This window comes from Cupriavidus sp. C2SS-8b, from assembly GCF_057073745.1.
Window position 1 is genome coordinate 42,835 of sequence record NZ_CP172716.1, and the last position, 21,706, is coordinate 64,540.

A 21,706-nucleotide genomic window follows, 5' to 3' on the forward strand; every position below is an offset into this window, starting at 1 on the left:
CTCGAGCATGTCCACTGTTCGCTTATCCGCTACACAGCGGCAGGTCGTGGAGTTCGGCGACGGAGCACTACTAGTCATCGCTGGTCCTGGCTCGGGCAAGACGCGAGTTCTGACCGAGCGTATCCGCCGTCTCTTGACGCAGGTGCCTGGTCATTTCCGGGTTCTAGCGCTCACATTTACAAATAAAGCTGCCAAGGAAATGACGGATCGGCTTGGCGATCTAGCCGAGGCGCGCAAGCGCTCTTTCGTTGGGACGCTGCATGGATTCTGCCTCGATGTACTCACCGATCGCGGCAAGCACATCGGGCTTACCACCATGCCGCAGATCTTCGAGCAATATCAGGACCGCAAGCAGATTCTTGCTCAAGTCGTTGAAGAGGACCCACTACTGCTAGGGGAGATCTCTCACCTATCGATGAAGGAGAGAAACCAGCGCCTGGATAACTGGCTAAAGAGCATCTCGTACATTAAGGCCCACCCGATCTCGACAGCTGGGAACGGCATCGACGACCCCGTGCTCCAGCGCGTATACGAGGGCTACAACGCGGGATTGCAGGCATGTGGGGCGTGCGATTTCGACGATTTGCTCCTCTATACCTACCGGCTTTTCACGGAATTTCAGCAGATTGCCGATTTCTATCGGCGTGTCTATGCCTACGTGTGCGTGGACGAGGCGCAGGATCTCAATGAGGCGCAGTACGCAGTCATTCGCGCGTTGGCCGGAGATTCCTTGCGCAACATTATGTTGGTCGGTGATCCGAACCAGTCAATCTATGGCTTCAATACGTCCAGCCCAAAATATCTGACTGTCGACTTCAAGAACGACTTCGATGCGACGGAGATCCATCTACAAGAGAACTACCGGTCATCCATGGCCGTTGTTCGAGTGGCCCAATCGCTGGACCCGACATACACAGTGGCAGGTCAGCTGCCCGTGGAAGGCGTAGCTAAACTTCTTGTCGGAACGGATGAGGCCAATGAGGCGTCGCGCGTCGTCGACGAGCTCAAACGGTTGATGGTCGCGGGACATCCGGACATTGAAGGCTCGGTCAGCCCGACGAGCTTTGCGATTCTGGGGCGCACCAGGTATGCCTTGCTTGGGGTGGAGCGGGAACTTAAGGACCGTGGTCTGCCCTACTATAGGCGGCTCAGTGTCACACACGAGAACGAATCTGACTTAGTCGACGAGTTCCAGCTTGCGCTTCGAATTCTCGCAAATCCGAAGGATGCCGTGCATTTGGCAGCGATTCATAAGCGATGGAATCTCCCCCCCTATTCAAGTACGCCAGCGAACGAGGCGGAAGTTGTTCAACGAATGCATGCTATGGCGGACGCGCAAGGCGCCCCAGGGAGCCGGGTCGTCGCTAACGCGGTTGCCGCCGTACATGCAACCGTTGGACGGCGCTTGGATTTCTTACCGGCATTCAAGACGTTGGAGGAATACGCCGATACGCTAGAGGTGCCTGAGAGACGCGCCGTTCGTGAGGATGTGGCCGTGCTCAGGCAGGAGTGGGACCACTTCTTGCGATCGGACGGCTCGCGGGTGCGTACTCTGCAAGGCTTCCTTAGCAACATCGCGCTCGGAACATCAGGCCAGGCGACCCGAGAGGGGGTGGCTCTGTTGACGGTGCACTCATCAAAGGGGCTCGAGTTTGATGTCGTTTTTGTGGTTGGAATGGCGGACGGAGTGTTTCCAGACTATAGGGCCACAGGGCAAAAGCAGAAGGACGAGGAGCGCCGGAACGCGTTCGTCGCGGTGACGAGGTCGAAGCGATTGCTATATCTGTCGTATCCGCGTCAGCGCTTGATGCCTTGGGGCGACGTCTGGCAGGGAGTTCCCTCCCCATACATAACTTCGGCGCCGCTTCAGTAGTTGGCGCGGCGTCCTCGCAGCTGAGGCGCTGGATAGCGGACGGTTGGTTTGCACCCGGCTATGCAATCGGTAGAACTGGGGAAAGTTAACGGACATGCTTCAACGCGATGTTAGGCGCGGTCATATGAACTGCGACATCGCGCGCGAACACGTCGATATGGGAGCTCACTGCTATGACGCCGACTTATAGTGAACGGCAAGAACTTAGGAAGCAGTTTGCCAAAGATGTTGACCGGATGCTTGTCTGCTTGGAGGAAGCTGCTCTCAAGAAAACGGACGACGAAACAGTCATGGCTTGGACGAAGTATTCCGATGACAACTTCGCGGATTGGTTGGCACTTCCGGATGACGATGCAACGTTACGGGATATCTTACTCAAGTACTTGGCGAATATCCGGTCGCCAGCCGTTTGGCAGGTCACTGCGGTTGCAGCAACCGACGAAAGCGGTGATCTCATTATTCCGTTGCCTTCCGAGCTGTCCGAACAGCTGGGGTGGAAAACAGCAGAAGAGGTAGTGGTTGAGACGGGAGATCCTGGCACAGTGATTGTGCGCCGCCGCTAGGATGCACTACCATGGTCACTGTCGGACGCATTGGACGGCGATTTTCCGCAGAATGTTGTCGGTAGGTACGACTTAGGGCCCTTGGCCAGCGTGCCAGAGTTTCAGCATGCGGTCGCTGGCTATCATTCGCAGCCAGGCCACCCGTGGCATCACGCACTACACGATGCCCACGCGCACCGCGCTGGGTGGCTTGCTATTGGTGGCCCTACGTAAACATTGGCTAATTTTTTCGGATATACCCTTGACAGGGAGGCGCCGCACTGACCTTCCGACAAGGCTGGCGGCATCGAGCATTCTCTGCAAGAGTTGGGGGCCGGCGCGGGGGTACTCCGGGGCTAAAAACTCCCTCAACATCCACCCGCTGATAAACGCAAAATACTCCCGCAACCAGGCGTTGTACCGCAAATAAAGCGGCGTTGCTGCCCCCACACCGGAAGCCGCCTGGAACCCCGCCTTATGGGCAATCCGCTTAGCGCGCATCAGATGAAAATCACTGGTCACCAGTATCAGCGGGTCTGCAGCGCTCACGCCCTGTTGCTCCAGCATCCGGCCGCTGAAGTGCATGTTGTCCTCCCTACTGATACTTCGATCCTCCGGATCAGGCGGTCCGGCGCCATGCCGTGCGCGGTCAGGTAGTCCGCTATGATGTCCGCTTCGCTACACCGCAGTCCGAAGTCCTGGCCACCGCTCACCACCACTCGCGCCATAGGCCATTGCCGTGCCAGCGTTAGGCCTTCGTTCAGGCGCGCGACCAAGGTAGGCGACGCGGTGCAATGCGGCGTGCCGGAGCCAAGGATGAGGATGGTCTTTGCGGGCGATCCCTTTGCCGCAGATTGGGAAGTGCCGGAGCTGATGACTTGAAAGAACATCGCCAACGTCACCCAGCCACGCGGAAAAGCCCAGCCAGCCTACCGCCCAGATCCATTGGTGCCGCCGGCTGGCCACACGCCATTGCGCCACGGCCTCCCAGCGCCATGCCAGCGCGAGAAAGGCAGAGCCGATTGCCAGGGGAGGGACAACACCAAAGTTGAACAGCCCCATTAGCATAAGCGCGATGGCATCGCCATTGAGCAATGCGCCAACCAGTGCAAGGCCGATGCGCCGCCAGCGCGCGCCAGCACTTTCAGCGAACGGTAGTGACTTCACCATTCCGAGCGCCGCTTCTGTTGGTATGTGAGGCCGTCGGTTTTCTTGCCCTTCCATAACCCGAACACATCAGCCTCAAGCGCCAGCTTTCGCTGCGAGATGTACGCCTCGATGGCATCACGGATGACAGCCGCCCGTGGACGGTGCTCGGCCTCCGCTATTGACGCTAATTCCTCTATTTGCGTATCAGGCAAGTTGACCAAGATTCGGCCCACATCCGTCTCCAATTGTGGCATAGGCGCCACATGCCACGCTGCAAGCGCATTCAAGCTTGGCTTATCACTACCGGACGGTACTAGAGAACTTCTCAGCTGGTGCAGTTAGTACAACACCATCGGTGGCCAAAGTCTAGGTCGCCAAATTGTGCGATTGGGCTCCTTATCCAAGTGCGCAATGCGCTGCTCGTCGATACAATCCGAGCACGTGCATCAATTGTCAAACGTTTCATGTCGACATTCGGCTGGACCTATTTATCGCGGGACGCGTTGCGCCGCGCAGAGGCTCAGATGGCGGATAAGTCTCAGGGCGTTCGGGACGAGATCGGCTTCCTGCATTTGCACCAGCGCTATGCAGATCTTTTCTTCCCAGGTACATCGGTACTGCAGACCCGTCTTCGATATGCTCTTTTCGTCCCATGGATGTATCAGGCCCTGCGCGCCAAGCCGCCAAAGGGAAGCGTCATTAACGCTGTGCGCGACGCGGAGCGCCGCTTGGTAGTGCGCCTGCTTAAGAAGTTGCCGGACGTGAAGGAGAAGCGCGGCATCATCGGCCGCGATAGCCCTAATTACATCAGCAGCCAGCCGCCCTCCATGGTCTATTGGGGCGCCCTCGGCGCTTGGGGCATTTTGCGAAGGAAGGATGGCCTGCGCCACTACAGCCGCGCGGATGTGCATCGCGGCCTGAGGCCCGGTAAGATTTCCCGCGACGATGACGGTGTGCCGCTCGGTGCGGTAATCGAGCCGTTTAACTCGTTGCCGCCGGTACCGGACGACTGGAGCTCCGACGACGAGATTAGATTCGAATTGAATTTCGTCGAGCGAAAGTTTTTCCGCGAACAATGGAAAAGGCTGCGATGCGCGGACGGTACGCGCCCACTGCTAGCGCAGCTTGCTCAGCACTCTTTGCCCGATATCATGGCCCTGCCGACTTGCTGGGCGGAGGAGGTGTGCGAAGTCGCCGGCGACCAGGCGCACTCACTCCGACGTGCTTCGGCCGCTGCGGCACTGGTGGGCATTGGCCGCAGTGTGTACGCGGCGTTGGTTGAACAGACGCGAGAGCAGCGCGATCGGCAGCCCACACCGAGGAAACACCGTGACTACCTCGTTGCAGTTGTCGAGGAACACGCTGAAGGGGCTCTCCGGTTCGACTTGGCGGCAGTCGAGGCCGATGTCGGCCGTCTTCCAGATACCCTGAGGGCCGTGTTGGAGCAAACCACGGAATGGCTGCGCAGCGGAAAGCGGAGCCCGGAGCCATTGCGGGCGGTGTATGAAATGGCCGAACTAGACCGGAAGCGATCCCGCGCGCGGTTACCGGACCGCGGGTTCGCACAGGCACGGCGCCTCGAATGGGGCAGCAACGATTACCCCCAAGCTAGCCCGCTCCACTATCGGTGGGACCGGGTCTCCCAGATGCTTGCCGACCTACACGGGCAATCGTGAGCAACGCGCCGAAAGCCTGGCCGAATCAGTCCTATCTCGATGCGTTACGACCGCCGCCGGGTGAGCGGGTCCGGTTCGCGCTGCTGGCCACTTATTCGGCGGACCTCTGGTCGCTAGGCGCCACACTATTGGCACTGGCCGGCCGGGATCTCGATAATGGGAGCGGAACTCGGGCCGATATGGCCGAGGCCATCGAAGCCCTTAAGGGACGAATCGGGGTGGTGGTCCAGAGAGGGAGATTGGCAAAGCCGCGGCGCACGCCAAAAATCGCGGCGGTTTTCGATCAGTTCGTCACAGAAGTGGCTTGCGATGAATCGATCAGCAGTTGGCACCCAAAAATTGCCCTGATTGGCTACGAACAGGCCGACAAGCCGACCTCCTGGCGACTGTTGATCGGAAGCAAAAACCTCACTAAGGCCTGGAACCTGGATTTCGGACTGGTCCTTAACGCCGGCACCGGCGATAGGCGCGCTCGCGACATCGAAGGGGTGGCCGACCTTGGCTACCATCTGGCCACGCTCGCAGGAATTCCAGGGGTGGATCCCAATACCGTCGCTGAGCAGTTGAAAGGCTTGAAGTGGGTCATGCCGCCTGGAGTCAAAGTCAAGCGGATTACTCTTAAGCGCGATCATGAAACGCTAGTGCAGCTGCCTGATGTGGCTCGGGCAGATGAAATCTTCGTAGTCAGCCCATTCCTGGATGGCACTTTTATAAAACGCATAGGTGCTTGGGGTGATGAACATTCCGCCCGCATCCTGGTGTCGACGGAAATGGCGGCGCGCGAACTCGCCAGCCAAGCCGGCGTCCCCCTCGAAAAATTCGGAAGGTATGTTTACGTTTACGATCAGCCGGAGCCCGATGCGAGCGTGCCCCAGCCGGCCGACGTACCGGACGCGCAGGCCATTGCCGCACCGCAGGAGGGCGAAGTCGTGCCATTCGGCCTTCACGCAAAGATTATCGCGCTAGTGACTGGACGTGCCGTCAAGCTGTGGGTTGGTAGTGCGAACGCGACCCAACGGGGATGGGGCAACAGGAACGTCGAGGTCATCGCTGAAATCGATTGCGAAGTCGCCATGCTAGACGGCCTGAGACACCTAGTAGGCCTGGCTCGACCGGTTGAGATCGCTGCGTTGCGGATTGCACCCATCGAGCCAGACCACGTGGCGGAGCGGCTTGAAGAATGCCGTTGTCACTTAGCCGCGTCGTTGGATGCTCTACTACAGCGCGATGGCGACGTCTTCACGTTGGTTGCGGCCGAGGCGCCGTGCCTGTCTGCCATGGATGTGGAGTTGCGGGTCGGACTGGCAACGACGGAGACCGTCCCCTGGCCGGCGGGGCAACGAACCGTCCTGCTTGGCAGCGTGCCCGTAGCCGAGCAGACTGGCTTGGTCCGTGTCCAGCTGGAACTGGCCGGACAAGTGTGCGAGTGGCTGCAGAAATTTGCCATCGAACCCGCCCTGCCCGCTGAGCGTGACCGGGCTGCAATTGCTGCGCACCTGGGTCCCCAACAATTCCTCGCGTGGGTGCGCGCCATGTTGAATGGGAACGGCGCCGATACAGATGAGCCTAACTGGGATGACGAAGATAAGGATGATTACGGCGAAGATTTGGGTGGCTACGATGAAGTGCACCTACAGCCCGCACGCTGGAAGGTGCGAGCGTTCCCCCAAATAACGCTGGAGGAGATTTTGTCTTGCTGGGCACGCGACCCCGAGGCCTTCGCTGCAGCCTATGCCAGAGTTGATGCGTACACGGATGCTGTGCTGCGGGTTGCCGGCCAGGCGGAAGCCGAACGAGCGCATCTGCACGAATTGCGCCGGGTCTGGAGCCTCGCCCACGCGTCATTGGGGTTACGCTGATGGCGGCGCGCGCCCAACCGTTCCAGTCCGCTACGGCCCGGCGAGCTTGCTCCATCCTTAGCGACACTAAGGGGATGCGACGCTTCCTTGTGGCAGACGAACCAGGCCTTGGGAAGACGATGGTTGCACGGGAGATCATCACAGCGTTCGTGGCCGATCGTCAGAAAATTGACCCGCGCCGCCCGGTCATCGTCTATTACATCACGAATGGGCTGCGCGTGGCGCACCAGAACCGTGATCGGCTGGTTGCGGCGCTCCAGGAAATGACGCCACACGATCTTGTCTCGCCCGCCGAAAGGCTGTCCCTGATACCGATGACGCCGCGCCTGCGCGGTCCGGTGGAATTGTTCGCGCTGACACCGGCAACATCCTTTCCGGGCAAGGCAACCGGCGCTACCGGCGGACGGGTCGACGAGAGAGCCTTTCTGCTGGCAATCCTGGAGCGGGCTCTGCCAACGGTGGCGGCTGAGATCCCCGACAAACTCCTGCGCCGGCAGGCCGGCGACGAGACGTGGAAGAAAGCGCGCTGGCGGATGGAGCAGCGGGCGGCCGGCTTGTCCGCTCGATTTTTCGGTTTGTTCCGGCGCACCATGCACGAGGAGTTCGGTGATGCGATGGATGACTTCGGCACATTGGTGGCGCAGAGCTCCGCCCGTACTCTGTTGACGCGGCTGCGGCGCGCGCTTTCGCACGCCGCCTTGCTTCTGCACCCTCCCGACCTGGTGATCCTGGACGAGTTCCAAAAATACCGGGAGATGATCTCCGTAGATGGACGCCAAGACCGGCTGGTCAGCACGCTCTACGCCGGCGTGAATGACATGCGCCCGGCAGTCCTGCTGCTGTCCGGCACGCCCTATCCGAGTGTTGGCGACGATGCCCACCTGCAGTTGTTTGAGCTTCTGGCATTCCTGAAAGGCAGCACGACCTTCAGCAAGGTCCTGTCCGACGATTTTCGGAACTTTGGCGCACTCCTACAGGCGATCGCGCGGGCGGCCGGCAACGCCGGGCTGCAGGGCGAGCTGGAAGCCGATGCCCGCGAGTTGCGTGACAGGATTCAGCGCAAGATGACGGCAGTGATGGCGCGCACTGAGCGAGCGATGCACGACGCCGCAGCACCGGAGTACATGACGCAACATTCCATGGCACCGCTGTTGCCTGCGGACATGAAGGCATATCGTGCACTCGTCTCGCTATTCCAACCCAAGGACCGAGGGGACGCTTTGGCGTACTGGCTTTCCGTGCCCCTGCCAGCCCAGGCGCTTGGTCCTCGCTATGACGCGTGGAAGCGCCGCAGACGCGTCAAGTTGACCGGGCCGAAGTTGGATTCAGGCGCGGTCGACGGGCTCGAGCTCCCTGCAGCATGGCCGCACCCGAAGCTGCGAGCGTTGCACAAGATAGCGCCCCCGGGCAACCTCGCCCTACCATGGATTGCACCTACCCTGCGTTGGTGGGACCTCCGCGGCGCCTGGAAACGTCGGGCGCCGGAAAAGCTACTAGTCTTCAGCCGTTTCAAGGCAACCCCTCAAAGCATTGCGGCACTCACTAGCTATGCTATTGACGCGACCGAACTCCATGCTGGGCAGCGAAATTATCGGCTCGCGGTGCGCGCTAGCCGCCTCCAACCGAGCAAGCCGCAAATGCCGCTGTTTGCGCTGTTCCACCCTTCGCCTTTCCTGGCCGCAATGACGGACCCACTCGCAGGTGGAATTTCCGGCTCGCTTGCCAGAGTTCGTCGGAAGCTACGCATCCAGATTCGGACAGCGCTGGGACCTGAAGTCGAGCTGCCCGACGAGCGCAAGCCCGCGCGGCGTTCCACGCACCGGCCAGTGTGGAAAGTACTGGCCGCCATCGAAAGTCGATTCAAGCACACTCTGGCCGTATGGGACGCTTGGTCAGGACCGGCTGGGCGCGATGCGAGCTTGGCGAAAATGCGAGAGAGCTGGTGTGCCGTTGAACCGCTCAAGGCACTCAGTGCGCGCGAATTGGACGACCTGGTCGAGATGGCGCTGTCAGCGCCGGGGGTAATTTGTGCCAGGGCGTTGCTTCGCCATCACCCAACCGCGCTGAGCCCGGGTCAGCTTGCACAACTGGTGTCGCTATCCTGGAATGGTCTGCGCATATACCTGGACGAACCAGTCTTCTGGGCCAAATGGAGCAAAGGGAAGATCGTGGAGGCCGTGTACGCCCTCATGGTCGACGGCTGCTTCGAGTCAGTGTTGGACGAGCACTACTGGATGCGCCTTCCTACGGTCGAAGGTGGCAGCACGAAGCTTGCTGAAGACTTGGCCAAGACATTTCAGCTGAGCGCGGGGTCGTTCACGTTCCAGAGGCTGGAACCCAATGAGCAGAAGTCCAAGGGCATCCGCATCCGCTGCCATGCGGCGGTGCCGTTCGGTGGAACTGAAGATAAGGGCTATGCCAAGCTTGGCGCAAAGGAAAGCTTAGCCGGCCGTCCATTGGCGCGATCAGACGACCTGCGTGTGGCATTCAACACGCCGTTCTGGCCCCACGTTCTGTCATCGACCTCGGTTGGCCAGGAAGGACTCGACTTCCATACCTGGTGCTCCCGCGTTGCTCATTGGGACCTGTGCCCGACGCCGGTCGAACTCGAGCAAAGGGAGGGCCGGGTTAATCGCTATGCGGGTCTCGCGGTGCGCAGGGTGCTAGCGGCGAAGTTGGGTGAGGAGGTCCTTTGCACACAAGAAGCTGATCGCACTTCGCCATGGGCTGCCGTCGAACGGCTAGCCAACCAGCAATGCAGCGACGAATCCGGGATGCGGCCCTGGTGGCAGACGGATGGCGCTTATATTAGCCGCTACTTGTTCCGGTTGCCTCTGGGTAAGGATGAGCTGCGGTTCGCGCAGCTTCAGGATCAACGGCTGTTGTATCGGCTTGCGCTGGGCCAGCCCAATCCCGAGGACCTGATACAGTCGCTAGCCGCGCGCGACGAGGCGACTTTGCGAATCCTGCGGGGGCTGGTCCTTAATCTGTCCCCGTACCGGCCGGAGCCAGGAGCGCGCTGGCCTGGCTGCGAAGCCGCATAATAGTTGGGCAGCGGGGCTGGTTTTTATCCTATTTTCGATAGCCTAGCAAGTAGAGATCACTACATGTCGAACTCCCAGAGCTTCCTCAGGACATTCTCAGACATTGAGCGCTGGTTGCGACAGCAAATCCAGGCAGATCGCAGCGTTACCTTCTACCAGCTCGTGGAGCGAGTCGCTGAAAAAAATACATCCGTTCGTCGATATAAGGAAGATTTGAAGGAATTCGCTGATCTTCGCAATGCTATTGTCCATGAGCGCTCGGATGAACATGTTATCGCCGAGCCAAATGACCGTGCGGTTCATGACTTTGATCGCGTCAGGGAGTTGTTGCTGAAGCCACCAGCCATATACCCCCAGTTTCAGAAGGTTGTCAAATCGCGTGAACAGCGAGACCCCATTAGCTATGCGATCGAAGACATGCGGGAAGGGTCATTCTCGCAATTGCCGATTACTTTCGATGGACGGTTCGTCGCATTACTCACAACAGAGACAGTCGTTCGCTGGTTGGCGTCTGAGATCTCGGAAGATCTCGTTAGCCTGCAATCAACGAGCATAGAGAAGGTGCTTCCGCATGTAGAGGACGACAACCATTACTGTTTTTTATCTAAGCGATCCACTCTCGATGATGCTTTGTCGAAGTTCGCAGGCTTCAATGCTCGCGGAAAACATCTTGATGCAATTCTAATAACCGAGGATGGAAAGATCGAACAGAAGCTTCTTGGAATCCTTACTGTGTATGACCTCCCAGAGGTCCACAAGACGCTGGGTATGGGCCGGAAGTAAAGTGACCGCAGGGCGCACGCTAGCACGAGCTAAGCTCTCTAATAGATTGTTCAACTTCTGCCTGACCAAAGGCGTTATCACATCGCCTGAAACGGCTGAGTCTCCAATCCTTAGTTGTTACCCCGCCCCTGGCCCTCGCTGTTCTCCATTTGCTCTGGTCCCGCAAGCGTTCGCGAGGTCACTTCTTTACTGGTGCGGGTTTAGAGGCGGTCGATTGTGGTCGCAGACTGCTGTAGCGGTGGCGACCGACGGCGGCAAGAGTACAGCCGCCGGTCGCGCATTCCAGCTCGATGACTGCAATTCGAGTTACTTCGTCAACCGCTGAACGCTCTCGAAGATTTCTTGTGCGACACGTCGAGCAGCGGCATCTTGTTCTTCGCTCATTGGCTCGAGTTTCAAGCCATCCCGGCCATCCACAAACATCGGGCCGCCAACGTCGTCGTCATAGAGCGATCCGTCCTCGTGGATGGCCACGTACTCATCCTTGGTCAAATCGACGCCGAGCAGCTCTGCGAGGTACACCCATGTCCAGCATTGTTGTCGGTCTTCGCGGTCGTAGTCCTCGATCAGCTGGCGCATGGCTTCCGTGTCCCCCCGTTTTGCGGCCTCCGTCAACCACTTCCTCGCATCCTCTGGTCGCCCCATGCGCTCGGCGATGTCGGCAACCGAAGAAGGATTGGCGTTCACTGAATCGGTCGCCTGCTCAAAGAAAGCCGGGTCGTCAAAACGATCGGCAAGTTCCAACAGTGCCTCTTGGTGTCCCAGCTTCGCAGCCTCTCGCAGGTGCAGAGAGAATCTTTCATCCTGTGCCAAACGGCTCGCATGAGCGTCGGCCCACTCCTGTTCCACGCCTGTCAGAACCCGTCCGTTTTGGGCCTGCATGTACCAGTAATCACTACCGACCCCTGAGGCATCGAAGTCGTCTTCCGTTGGAGCGTGGATCAGTGCCAATGCATAGTGAGCGGCGGCATGGCCTCTGCTCGCGGCCGCATTGAGCCCATCAAGCATGAGGGGTGAAAACAATTCGTCCGAAGAAGACCACCACCTAACCTCGTTCCGATCCCCCCGCTCAACTTCGTCAGGCCATGAACCGTGCCCTGACTCGTCCCGCAGATAGACGATCAGATCCGGAATCCTGACAAGCCCAAATTTGTGCTCGGTCATCAACGCCGGTAGCACGCCGGCGACCTTTGTAGCCGTATCGAACAGGTAACCGATCTCTAGGCAACGGTTCCTGACGTGCTCGCCAAAATCTGCCGCACGTCGACTTGACAGCGACTGCTCGGTGAAAACAGCTTCTGCACAAAGGGCTGCGTAGGAGTTGAAGCCGAAGGCTGCGGCCAGCAGCTCGTAGATGTGGGCGCGCTTGAACTGCGTGCCGGTGTGGGCCCGGAGATGATGCTGCGCAATATACGCGAGTTCCTTGATCGTCATAGTGAACCTTTCCTCAAACGCCACGCCGAATTCGGGTCAGGCGCACACGTTTAAGTCCCCGACGACGAGGCTCGAAGAGAGGTTTGCAATGACGGAAATAATGCCTGTTTTTACTCGTGTGCAAGTAAGGTGGGCACCCAGCGTCTATTCTAGTCTTGATGCCCTGACTCGTCTACCCGTCGCCCAGCGCGTTCGAATGGGCGTCGCCCCTGTGTCACGGGTAGGTACTATTGCTCAAGCGACACAACGTCGCGAATCGACTCGAACTCACGCACCAGATCAGGCTGGTGCTGACGCAAATACGCCAATACCGGCTCGCATTCCAGCAGATTCACGAGGTAGCCCTTGGCCAGTACGAGATTTAGCACATCCTGACCATAGGTCTGTTCCACGATCTTGTACTGCTCCTGCAGATTGCTCATCTCTCGCTCCATTCTCGCCATCTGTTCTTGACTCACGCCCGTGAGCTTGGCCGGCTTCTTACCGTCGACCAGGCGCGATGCGGGTGTGGCGACGAGCAGGGCCTCGGCGTAGGCGACTGTAACGTTGTTCGCTGCGATCATCAGCTCCACACATTCGACTTGTCGTGTCGGTTTCATCTTTCGAATCGCCCGAGCAACCTCGGGAGAAAACTGCCTATCTCGCAGCAGGTCGACAGCCTCTGGGCAAATGCCTTCCAGCAGGTTCATCTTCTTCATGATCTGGGTGATGTCGACGGAAAGTGCCCTCGCCAGACGTTCCGGCGAGACGCCCCGTTCGATCGCGCGCCGGATCATGAAGTGTTCCTGGATGGTCGACAGACGGTTGATGCGGTTGTTGTAGGTGTATGCCTCGTCATCTGTGGCAACCAGGCAGGCGGCCCCTTCATGCCCAAGCTCGTGTAGTGCCAACAGTCGGATATGCCCATCCAGCAAGGTATGGTTTCCAGACTGCTGGTCGACCGCAGTCACGGAAAGTGGCTCAATCAAGCCCACCTCCTCAATAGAGGACCGGATCTGCTTGAACTTCCGAGTGCTCATAATGCCGGCCGGAGTTCTGCGTGATGGAAGAATGCACGTCAGGGGGACAGCGAGCGGTTCAGGTACAAAGCCCAGGGCAACGCTTGTCATGGCGAACTCCCTGCTGGCCACACACGCTCAGCGAGATACTTCGGTAGCGTCGCCAAGGATTCGGCCCGAAGAAGGTTCACGAAATTCTCATCGGCAAATAGTTGCTGCAGTGCTCCGACGACAAACAGCAACCGTTGTTGCGTGAACTCTGCCTTGCGGACCATAGCCTTCTGGCGCTCTACCTCTCCCTCATAAGTGCGCACCAGGCTTGAGGTGGTCACGTCGGCTTGCCTGCCGGTCATATAGCGGGATGCAGATCTGCCCAAAGTTTGTCGCCGCTCGATAATCCGTCTCGCGTTGATAAGTTGCTTGCCGCGCAATTTTCCCGACTCATACGCTTCTTGTAGCGCGGCCTGGATCGCCTTGTCGTCATCGCCAGCCCCTACGATCGCGAGAGCAGCTGTTAGCGGAATCGTGCCCTTCTCAACAGCGATTAGCAAACGTTCTTCTCCATGTTGGAGCAACGTTAGGACGCCCTGTACATACGCAGTGGTCAAGCCGGTCTTCTCTGCGATGTGCTTTGGCGCGTACCCGCTATCGCGCAGTTGACGAATGCCGGCTAGCAGCTCTAGCGGACGACATTGGCGTCGCGCGATATTTTCGGCAAGACTCATGATGAACGCATCTTCGTCGCTGACGTGGACCACTATTGCCGGAATCGTCGTTTCGCCCAGCGAGCGAAACGCCTTGAGTCTCCCTTCGCCGCAGACGAGAAGAAACTTCTCACCACCGTCCGCGCTGGCCCTCGGCGTGACGGTGATTGGCTTCTTGAGGCCGATGGCCTTGATATTTCCGACGATCTCGTCAAAAACCTTTCCATTCCGCTCGCGTGGATTGATCACGTCGATACGGTCGATCGGGATCATCCGGATCTCCCCGGGTTGGGTCCGTGTGTTCATGCTGCCCTTCTCAATCTTGCGCGCTCGGCCATGTGATACAGGTAGTCCAGCGTATCGAAGCGATAACTCTCATACTCAATGGCATTGCGCTCAGCGAGGCGGATGCCGGGGCGGGCAAAGTCGAGCCGCGGGAGCAGGTAGTAGTCCAAAGGTGCGTCGTTTGCATTGTTCAGCCGGATGGCGACCGTGATGTCCGGCAGGAGGCTAGTATCGAATCGGACCTTCCAGTGGTACCCGCCGTTACCTCTCGGCTGGCAGCGCGACAGAACAATCGATACGGTGAACTCTTGGTTGACGTCCAGGATATCCGTCGCCGGGTCTCGGACGACTGTGCCACCAAGGTCGGCAATGGCCTGCTCCGCTTGTGTGACGATCTTCGGATGTAGTTGCCGCAGGAATCGGTTGATCTCCAGATACCGGTAGTCCCGATCCGGCGTAAAGCCTACAGCCTGGTAGGCACGTATCAAGCTGCCAAATCGATACATGTAGACAGCGGAAGATGGCATACCCTCGGTCTCGTCGATAATGAGGCCGGACAGAAATCCTCGATTCCGATACAGGTTTCGCAACCGCTCGATCAGCTCTTCGCTGCTATAGCGGCGCGCACGGGCACGAATGACGCCTTGAGCGGTATAGAAGACGTCCGGTGCCACGATCGGCTCGAAAGCCCCATTCTTGCGAACCCACATCTCGGGGGCATTCACAATGCGGGCACGCTTGAGCTTGTAGGACACACGGTTGTAGACATTGTTGCCGATGTACTTCTCGTTGGTGAGCACCTCCCTGACAGTTGCGCGAGTCCAGTCCCGGTCCAAGTCCGTGCGCACATGCATGCTGTTCAGTCGCGCGGCAATTTCGAACTCGTTCAGGGACTCGTCGATGAACCAGTTGTAGATCAGATTGACGATACGCACCTCGCTCTCCGGGCCGGGCATCAGGACAACACGGTCGGTCTGTAGGCTCTTGCGCTGGCCGCGGTAGAGTTCGGCCTTCATGAGACCATGCTCATCGACCAGCACGCGGCGCAATCCATAGCCGGCGAGGCCGCCTTGCCGGAACCCCAGTTCGATCAGCCGGCACTGGCCAGCAAAGACCTTCGCGGAGAGCTCCCGGCTGTATTCGCCGGCCATGGCACGCTTGACGCCCTTAACGATCGTCGAGACAGGGGAGCCATCGTTGTCGAACTGTTCGGCACAGTAGATGACCTGGATGCCTGCACGCCGGCAGATGTACTCGTAGTACGCGCTCTCGTCGGCATCCTGGAAGCGTCCCCAGCGGCTAACGTCGTAGACCAGAATCGCCTGGAAATCCGCGTGATCGCTGGTCACATCGCGAATGAGGCTTTGCAATGCCTCCCGCCCGTCGATTCGCAACCCACTCTTGCCCTCGTCGGCATAGGTCCGGACAACTTCAATTCCCCGTGACGTAGCGTACTCGCGGATCTTGTCGCGTTGGTTCTGGGTCGAGTACTGCTGATGCTCAGTCGACATGCGCACGTACTCGACGGCCCGAAGCGTGGAAGACGCGATCGGCGTAGCGCAGGTGTTCTGATCGATTGCCATAGTGGTCACCGGCCAATGTGAGAAACAGCTCTCCCACGTTAGGGACCGCCGTTCTGCGCTCCGGGGCAGCGCACGAAATCACGGTAGCAGGTGGACGCAGGCTGTGCCTCACATCATCTCTTTGCAATCAGCTCTTGAAGGCGCGCGCGGCGGCGGCAGCATTACGATTCGCACCGTCCAAACGTCCATCTTTGCAATCCCGTCTTCGGACGCGCGCTGAAGCACGTAAGTGCCTGTAGGCAAAGGCGTTTTCGGAGCTGACGCGTCCATCTTTGCAATCGTCCGCCGCTTCTGATTCCTTTCACGCTGCAGATTTCGGTTGCGCTCCGTATAAGCCGGGTGGGTTTCGCGATACTGCCGCCAGTAACCCCTGTGACGTTGGCTCCATGCTGAGGTGGCACGCGCCTGGTTATCGCGATAGTCGTCGTCAGTGCGCAAGTGCTGCTGTTGCCACCGGCGTCGACGTTGGCGCTGGCAGTCGGCAGCCGAGCAAAAGCGCTGACCGGGAATTTGTGGTCGGGGGAGAAATAGGGTGCCGCATGCTGCGCACCGTCTCCGAATCAGATTCATCACGGGCTCCGAGCAAGATCGCTGCGCGGGGCCAGAAAATAAATGTAGCGCTCGCGGTACTTGGCCAGAAATAGGAGGCTCGCACATCAGCCGAGCACACTTCCATCGGGCGCGAGCCACTACAGATTACGAATCCTGTATGCACATACATCAACCAAACACTGCCCGGCGCGTTCGATTTTGCCACGGGTGCGGAGCTGCTCTAATCGAAGGGCAAGAGTAGAAGGCTGGCAGCAGGCCTCCTCGCAACCATTTGATTTTTAATGGATATTTTCTACGAGCAAGGCCCTGCCGAGATTTTTCACTTTTCTTGGCACGTACGCCGAGTTTTTTCAGTAATCGTGGCAAAAGGCGCGAGGCGCCAAGTCTCAATTACTGAAAAAACGCTTTTGAATCATAGTGGGAGTTTTCGGGAATTGTGACACTCGACATGATGTTTTTCACAAATAAGTGACGTAAGGTGTCGGATGTCACGGAAAATGAGATCTGTGCCAAGTTACTGTAAACTTTGTGACGTGGAAAATGAAAAAACCGCCTTTAGGCGGTTTTTTCGTTAGCAGACGCAGGGGAGTGGTCCGCTGGAGAGCTTTGGCGCAAGTAGTGACCAAAAGCGAGAGGCGCGTTGTCGACGCTGCTGCAGCGTTCTCCGAAGGAGAAAGGGCTGCCACGGCTACCCCGTCCCAAAATCATCAATCGCCAGACTCGCCCCCCGCCGCGCAAGCTCCCCCAACAGCGCCTCCGTCACCCCATTCCCAGTCATCGCCATACTCTCCACCAGTTCCAGCTGCAGCCTGCCCGCCGGCACCCCGGTATCGCTCAGGATGGTGGTCAGGTCATGCAGGAACTGCTCATGCCGGCATTGCCGCGCGGATAGATTGACGGCAATCCGCCCAAACGCGAACCCCTCCTCCATCCACACCCGCGCCTGCCTGCAGGCTTCGCGCAGTACCCACGCCCCTATCGGCACGATCAAGGCCGAATCCTCCGCAGTGGTGATGAACGCGCCGGGTGCCAGCAGGCCCCGCGTCGGATGCTGCCAGCGCAGCAGCGCTTCCACGCAGACGATGTCCCCGCTGCGCAAGTCATAGACCGGCTGGTAGTGCAGGCGGAATTCGTCGGCCGCCAGGGCGTTGCGCAACTCGCTTTCGAGCGTGATCCGCTCCATCGAGGACGAGGTCATCTGCGTGGCGAAGAAGCGGAAGTTGTTCTTGCCTTCGTCCTTGGCCTCGTACATGGCGCGATCGGCCTGCATCAGCAACTGTTTCTGTTCGGTGCCGTCGTCGGGATAGATGCTTATACCGATGCTCGGTGTCACGAACACGGTTTGTCCGTTGGTGTCGATCGGCTGCCCGACCACGTTCAGCAATGACTGGGCAATCTGCGCGACGTGGCGGATGTCTTCGATGTCCTCGATGATCACGGTGAATTCGTCCCCGCCCAGGCGCGCCACCGTGTCGCTTTCGCGAATGGCTTCCCTGAGCCGCCGCGCGATGACCTTGAGGGCCTGGTCGCCCACGCCGTGCCCCAGGGTGTCGTTGATCAGCTTGAAGCGGTCGAGGTCGATGAACATCACGGCCACCCGCCTGGCGGCACGCTTGGCGCGGGCGATGGCCTGCTTCAGGCGCTCGCTGAACAGGGTACGGTTGGGCAGCGCCGTCAGCGCATCGTGCATCGCCAGGTGGTTCAGGCGCTCTTCGTCCATCCGGCGCTGGGTGATGTCCGAAAAGATCGCGGCGTAGTGCGTGCAGTTGCCATCGTGGCTGTAGATGCCCGAGATCGACAGGTACTCCAGGTAGAGCTCACCGCTCTTGCGCCGGTTCCAGATCTCGCCCTGCCAGTTGCCGTTCTCGCGCAGCTCGCGCCACAGCGTCTGATAGAACGCGGGGTCCTGCTTGCCCGAGCTCAGCATCTTCGGCGTCCGGCCGATGGCCTCGGCCTGGGAATAGCCGGTCAGTTGCGTAAAGGCCGGATTCACCCGCTCGATCACGCCGTTCAGGTCCGTCACCATCACGCCGTCGAGCGTGGCTTCGAACACGCGGTCCGCCAGCTTCAGGTGGTAGGCGGATTTCAGCAGCGCTTCATCGCGCTCGCGCAGCGCGAGCTGAAGCTCGTGCACATACTCGTACTCGATATTGCTCAGGATGTCGGCCAGGCTCAGCACACCCGCCAGTTCGCCGTGGTCGTCGAGCACGCCGACATGGCGGATGCGGTTCTCGACCAGCGTCTGGCGGGCCAGGTAAAGGCTTTGCGATCGCCGCAGGGCGCGCAGCGGGCGCGTCGCGTGTTCAGCCACCGTGTCGCCCAGCGCATTGGCGGCGGCCAGGCGGACGATATCGCGTTCGGTCAGGATGCCGTACTCATCCAGCGGATAGCGCACGACGATGGCGCTCAGCTCGGCTGTGCGCATGGTGTACATGGCGATGCGCAGGCTGGTGTGGGGTGCGACGATGACCGGCTGGGACAACTTTACCGAATCGATCGGCCGGGTGCGCAGGAAGAATTCCGCGCCCTGCCCCATGACGAGATCCGTCTGCGTGAGCATGCCCAGCGGGCGCTCGGCGTCGTCGACCACCAGGCAATGGCGGATGCCCTTGTTCTTGAAATGCAAGACCGCATCGCCAAGGCGCGTGCGGCCGGGCAGGGACTGCACAGGGTGGCTCATCAGCGCGCTGATCGGCATCGACAGCGCATCGACCGTGTTGCCGAGCGCCAGCGCATCGCGTTCGGTCCAGATGCCGACTGCCCGGCCCTGATCCATGACGACGATCGAACTGCAGCGGCGCCTGGCCATTCTGGTGACCACTTCGCTGACTGGCGCCAGCGGCCCGCACTCCAGCGTTGATGTCGATATCAGACGCTCGATCTCGATATCCAAGGTGTGATGCGGCATGTTGCTCCCTAGCCCCTGCGTGTTTTTGTTGTTTGGTCTACCCGTCAGCGCTCGCAAGGATAGTGGGGGGATGGTTGAGTACCGTTGATGCAGATCAAGGCGGCCTTTGCGTGGTACTTAACGGACACAGTGGCGGGAAACCGAAACGAACAATGCCCGCCGCCGCCCGGCAGCGTTGCGGGGCGGCGGCGGGCTTGCCGATTGTGGGGACTGTTTCGTCGTTCTAGTTACGCGCGGCTACCGTGCCTCGTGAACCCAACCTGCCCAGGCTTCCGATTCGGCGCGAACCCATTCTCGGCAAGCGTCTCCGCAGCGCTGTCATAGAACGTGCCGATCTTGTAGATCTCCCGCGCTTCCTCGCCGTTGGCAATATCGCGCCCGAACTCGCGCGACATGCGCACCAGTTGCTCGATCTGCGCCACAGTGCCCATCTTGCGGTCGCGGCGCTGGCTCCAGATGTTGTCCTCGATGCCGCAGCGCACGTGCAGGCCCAGCGCAATCGCCATCATGTTCAGCGGCAGCACGTTGAGCATGGAGGTCTCAAGCGTCAGCACCGATCCATTGGGGCACGCACGCACGAAGTTCGCCAGGTTGTAGAGGTTCGGCGCTTCAAAGCCGCCGCCGATCGCCACCCAGGTCAGGATCAGGGGCACGTTGCAGGCGCCTCGGCGCATCATCCGCTCCACCGTCTCCAGCTGTGCGATGGTGGCAAGCTGGAAGTGGGTCTGGATGCCATTGCTGCTCAGGCGGCGGATGTGTTCTTCTACCCATTCCGGCCCGGCGGGAATGGTCATCTCGCGATAGGCGCGATAGTTCGCCGGCTCGGCCAGCGAGGTGCCGGCCACGTCGGCCGCGCACATCTGCTCGACCACATTCATCTGGTTGGTGTTGATGGCGATCGTCACCTGGTCAGGCGTGGGCTTCAGCTCCGCCAGCATGTGGCGCGTATCGTCCGACAACCACTTGGCAAGCTCGCCATCGCTCTCGGGCGCGAAGGAGATCGAGCCCCCTACTTGCAGGATCATGTCCGGCACGCGGGCGCGGATGCCGGCCAGCAGTTCGTTGAACTTGGACAGGCGTTTGGAGCCCTTGCCGTCCGCTTCGCGCACATGCACGTGCAGCACGGTGGCGCCCGCGTTGTAGCAATCCACGGCCTTCTGGATCTGCGCTTCCATGCTCACCGGAATGTCTTCCGGGAAATCGGATGGCATCCATTCCGGGCCATAAGGCGCTGCGGTAATTACCAGCTTCTGCTGGTTCTCGGGGAACAGCGAACCGTCGATGAAATCCATGTCTCTCTCCTGGTGGTAGTTGGCTCAGGCGGCCAGTGCGGGTTCAAGTGTGCGGGCGTTGATATCGCGCTCGCCGATGCCAAAGGGCTTGTCGCCGATGATGCCGGCGCGCTCCATCTTGCGGTGGCAGGGCGCGTAGTCCATCACCGCGTAGTGCTGGGTGCTGCGGTTGTCCCAGATGGCCATGCTGTTGGCCTTCCAGCGCCAGCGGACCTGGTACTCGGGAATGAACGCCTGCGACACCAGGTAACGGAGCAGCTCGAACGCGCCCGGGTTGTAGTCCTGGCCGAAACGCACGTTGGCCGCCGTATGGAAATTGGTGAAGTGGGTGGTGAAGGCGTTGACGAAGAGGATCTTTTCTCCGGTCTCGGGGTGAATGCGCACCACCGGGTGTTCGGGATCGGGATACTGCTCCTTCAGTGCCAGGCGCTTTTCGATCGGCATGGCGGCGCCAAAGCTCGCTTCGATGCTGTGCCGCGCGCGCAGGCCGGCAATCTGCGTCTTCACGTGCTCGGGCAGGTTCTGGTACGCCAGCGCCATGTTGGCCCACATCGTGTCGCCGCCCACGGAAGGGCCTTCCACGCAGCGCAGCACGCACCCCATGGGCGGCGCTTCGCGCCAGGTCGCATCGGTGTGCCACGCGTTCTCGTAGCGGTCCATCGGCTGGTCCGGCTGCTTGTAGATCTGCACCAGGCCCGGGTATTTCGGATGGCTGCCGGCCACCGGGTGATTCTCCAGCTTGCCGAATTGCTCCGCGAACGCGACATGCTCGGCGCGGGAAATGTGCTGGTCGCGCAGGAACAGCACCTTGTGTTGCAGCAGCGCGGCCCGGATCTCGGCGAACAGCCCTTCATCGTGGATGGCATCGGCCAGGTTCACGCCGACCAGTTCGGCCCCGATGGTGGCGGTCAGTGGTTCTACGCGCATCATGCGGCCTCCGTGCGGGCAATGAAGGGGGCCGTGCATGGGATGCCGCGAGGGTAAATGTTGGTTGAAGTCACTCTTTGCCTCCTGCCGGTATGAA

At 59.8% G+C, this 21,706-nt stretch carries 15 protein-coding genes and 1 pseudogene; 6 read left to right on the top strand and 10 right to left on the bottom strand.

The window, feature by feature from the left end; all coding sequences use genetic code 11:
* Positions 1–7 precede the first annotated feature (7 nt).
* Together ACIGJB_RS00145 and ACIGJB_RS00150 are read left to right on the top strand one after the other, a co-directional pair.
* The gene (locus ACIGJB_RS00145) at positions 8–1,873 is read left to right on the top strand and encodes an ATP-dependent helicase (protein WP_483730847.1); all 1,866 of its coding nucleotides are present in this window, start codon (positions 8–10) and stop codon (positions 1,871–1,873) included.
* A 173-nt stretch (positions 1,874–2,046) separates the two neighbouring features.
* Positions 2,047–2,436, top strand: coding sequence for a hypothetical protein (locus ACIGJB_RS00150; protein WP_483730848.1), 390 nt, complete (start codon positions 2,047–2,049; stop codon positions 2,434–2,436).
* A gap of 156 nt (positions 2,437–2,592) precedes the next feature.
* Here ACIGJB_RS00150 and ACIGJB_RS00155 read toward each other — a convergent pair.
* The 3 genes and pseudogenes from ACIGJB_RS00155 to ACIGJB_RS00165 form a co-directional block, all read right to left on the bottom strand.
* Positions 2,593–3,191: pseudogene (locus ACIGJB_RS00155) on the bottom strand (YdcF family protein).
* Positions 3,094–3,585, bottom strand: a complete 492-nt coding sequence (locus ACIGJB_RS00160; protein ID WP_483732373.1) for a hypothetical protein — start codon at positions 3,583–3,585, stop codon at positions 3,094–3,096. Before ACIGJB_RS00160 ends, ACIGJB_RS00155 begins: the two are co-directional and overlap by 98 nt.
* Positions 3,579–3,797, bottom strand: a complete 219-nt coding sequence (locus ACIGJB_RS00165; RefSeq protein WP_483730849.1) for a ribbon-helix-helix protein, CopG family — start codon at positions 3,795–3,797, stop codon at positions 3,579–3,581. The genes ACIGJB_RS00160 and ACIGJB_RS00165 overlap by 7 nt, the downstream gene beginning before the upstream one ends.
* Positions 3,798–4,028: 231 nt before the next feature.
* Here ACIGJB_RS00165 and ACIGJB_RS00170 point away from each other — a divergent pair, with 231 nt between their 5' ends.
* The 4 genes from ACIGJB_RS00170 to ACIGJB_RS00185 all read left to right on the top strand — a co-directional run bounded on the left by ACIGJB_RS00170 (position 4,029) and on the right by ACIGJB_RS00185 (position 10,926).
* Positions 4,029–5,240, top strand: coding sequence for a DUF6361 family protein (locus tag ACIGJB_RS00170; RefSeq protein WP_483730850.1), 1,212 nt, complete (start codon positions 4,029–4,031; stop codon positions 5,238–5,240).
* Positions 5,237–7,099 (top strand): phospholipase D family protein, encoded by a 1,863-nt coding sequence (locus tag ACIGJB_RS00175; protein WP_483730851.1) that lies wholly within the window; start codon positions 5,237–5,239, stop codon positions 7,097–7,099. Before ACIGJB_RS00170 ends, ACIGJB_RS00175 begins: the two co-directional genes overlap by 4 nt.
* 119 nt (positions 7,100–7,218) lie before the next feature.
* The gene (locus tag ACIGJB_RS00180; protein WP_483730852.1) at positions 7,219–10,143 is read left to right on the top strand and encodes a hypothetical protein; all 2,925 of its coding nucleotides are present in this window, start codon (positions 7,219–7,221) and stop codon (positions 10,141–10,143) included.
* 63 nt (positions 10,144–10,206) lie between these two features.
* Positions 10,207–10,926: a hypothetical protein gene (locus ACIGJB_RS00185; protein WP_483730853.1), complete on the top strand. Its 720-nt coding sequence runs from the start codon at positions 10,207–10,209 to the stop codon at positions 10,924–10,926.
* 306 nt (positions 10,927–11,232) lie between these two features.
* Here the strand turns inward: ACIGJB_RS00185 and ACIGJB_RS00190 are convergent, their stop codons facing one another.
* The 7 genes from ACIGJB_RS00190 to ACIGJB_RS00220 form a co-directional block, all read right to left on the bottom strand.
* Entirely contained in the window at positions 11,233–12,360 is a 1,128-nt protein-coding gene (locus ACIGJB_RS00190) for a hypothetical protein (RefSeq protein ID WP_483730854.1), read from the bottom strand.
* Positions 12,361–12,587: 227 nt separating this feature from the next.
* Positions 12,588–13,469, bottom strand: coding sequence for a plasmid partitioning protein RepB C-terminal domain-containing protein (locus ACIGJB_RS00195; RefSeq protein WP_483730855.1), 882 nt, complete (start codon positions 13,467–13,469; stop codon positions 12,588–12,590).
* The gene (locus tag ACIGJB_RS00200) at positions 13,466–14,368 is read right to left on the bottom strand and encodes a ParB N-terminal domain-containing protein (protein ID WP_483730856.1); all 903 of its coding nucleotides are present in this window, start codon (positions 14,366–14,368) and stop codon (positions 13,466–13,468) included. The genes ACIGJB_RS00195 and ACIGJB_RS00200 overlap by 4 nt, the downstream gene beginning before the upstream one ends.
* Positions 14,365–15,930 (bottom strand): recombinase family protein, encoded by a 1,566-nt coding sequence (locus ACIGJB_RS00205; RefSeq protein ID WP_483730857.1) that lies wholly within the window; start codon positions 15,928–15,930, stop codon positions 14,365–14,367. The genes ACIGJB_RS00200 and ACIGJB_RS00205 overlap by 4 nt, the downstream gene beginning before the upstream one ends.
* Positions 15,931–17,170: 1,240 nt before the next feature.
* Entirely contained in the window at positions 17,171–19,390 is a 2,220-nt protein-coding gene (locus ACIGJB_RS00210) for a diguanylate cyclase domain-containing protein (protein WP_483730858.1), read from the bottom strand.
* Positions 19,391–19,617: 227 nt separating this feature from the next.
* A complete protein-coding gene (locus ACIGJB_RS00215; RefSeq protein WP_483730859.1) occupies positions 19,618–20,682 on the bottom strand; it encodes a beta-keto acid cleavage family enzyme in 1,065 nt (354 codons plus the stop codon).
* Positions 20,683–20,706: 24 nt separating this feature from the next.
* Complete coding sequence (locus tag ACIGJB_RS00220) at positions 20,707–21,609, bottom strand: TauD/TfdA dioxygenase family protein (protein ID WP_483732361.1); 903 nt, start codon at positions 21,607–21,609, stop codon at positions 20,707–20,709.
* Between the last annotated feature and the right edge of the window lie 97 nt (positions 21,610–21,706).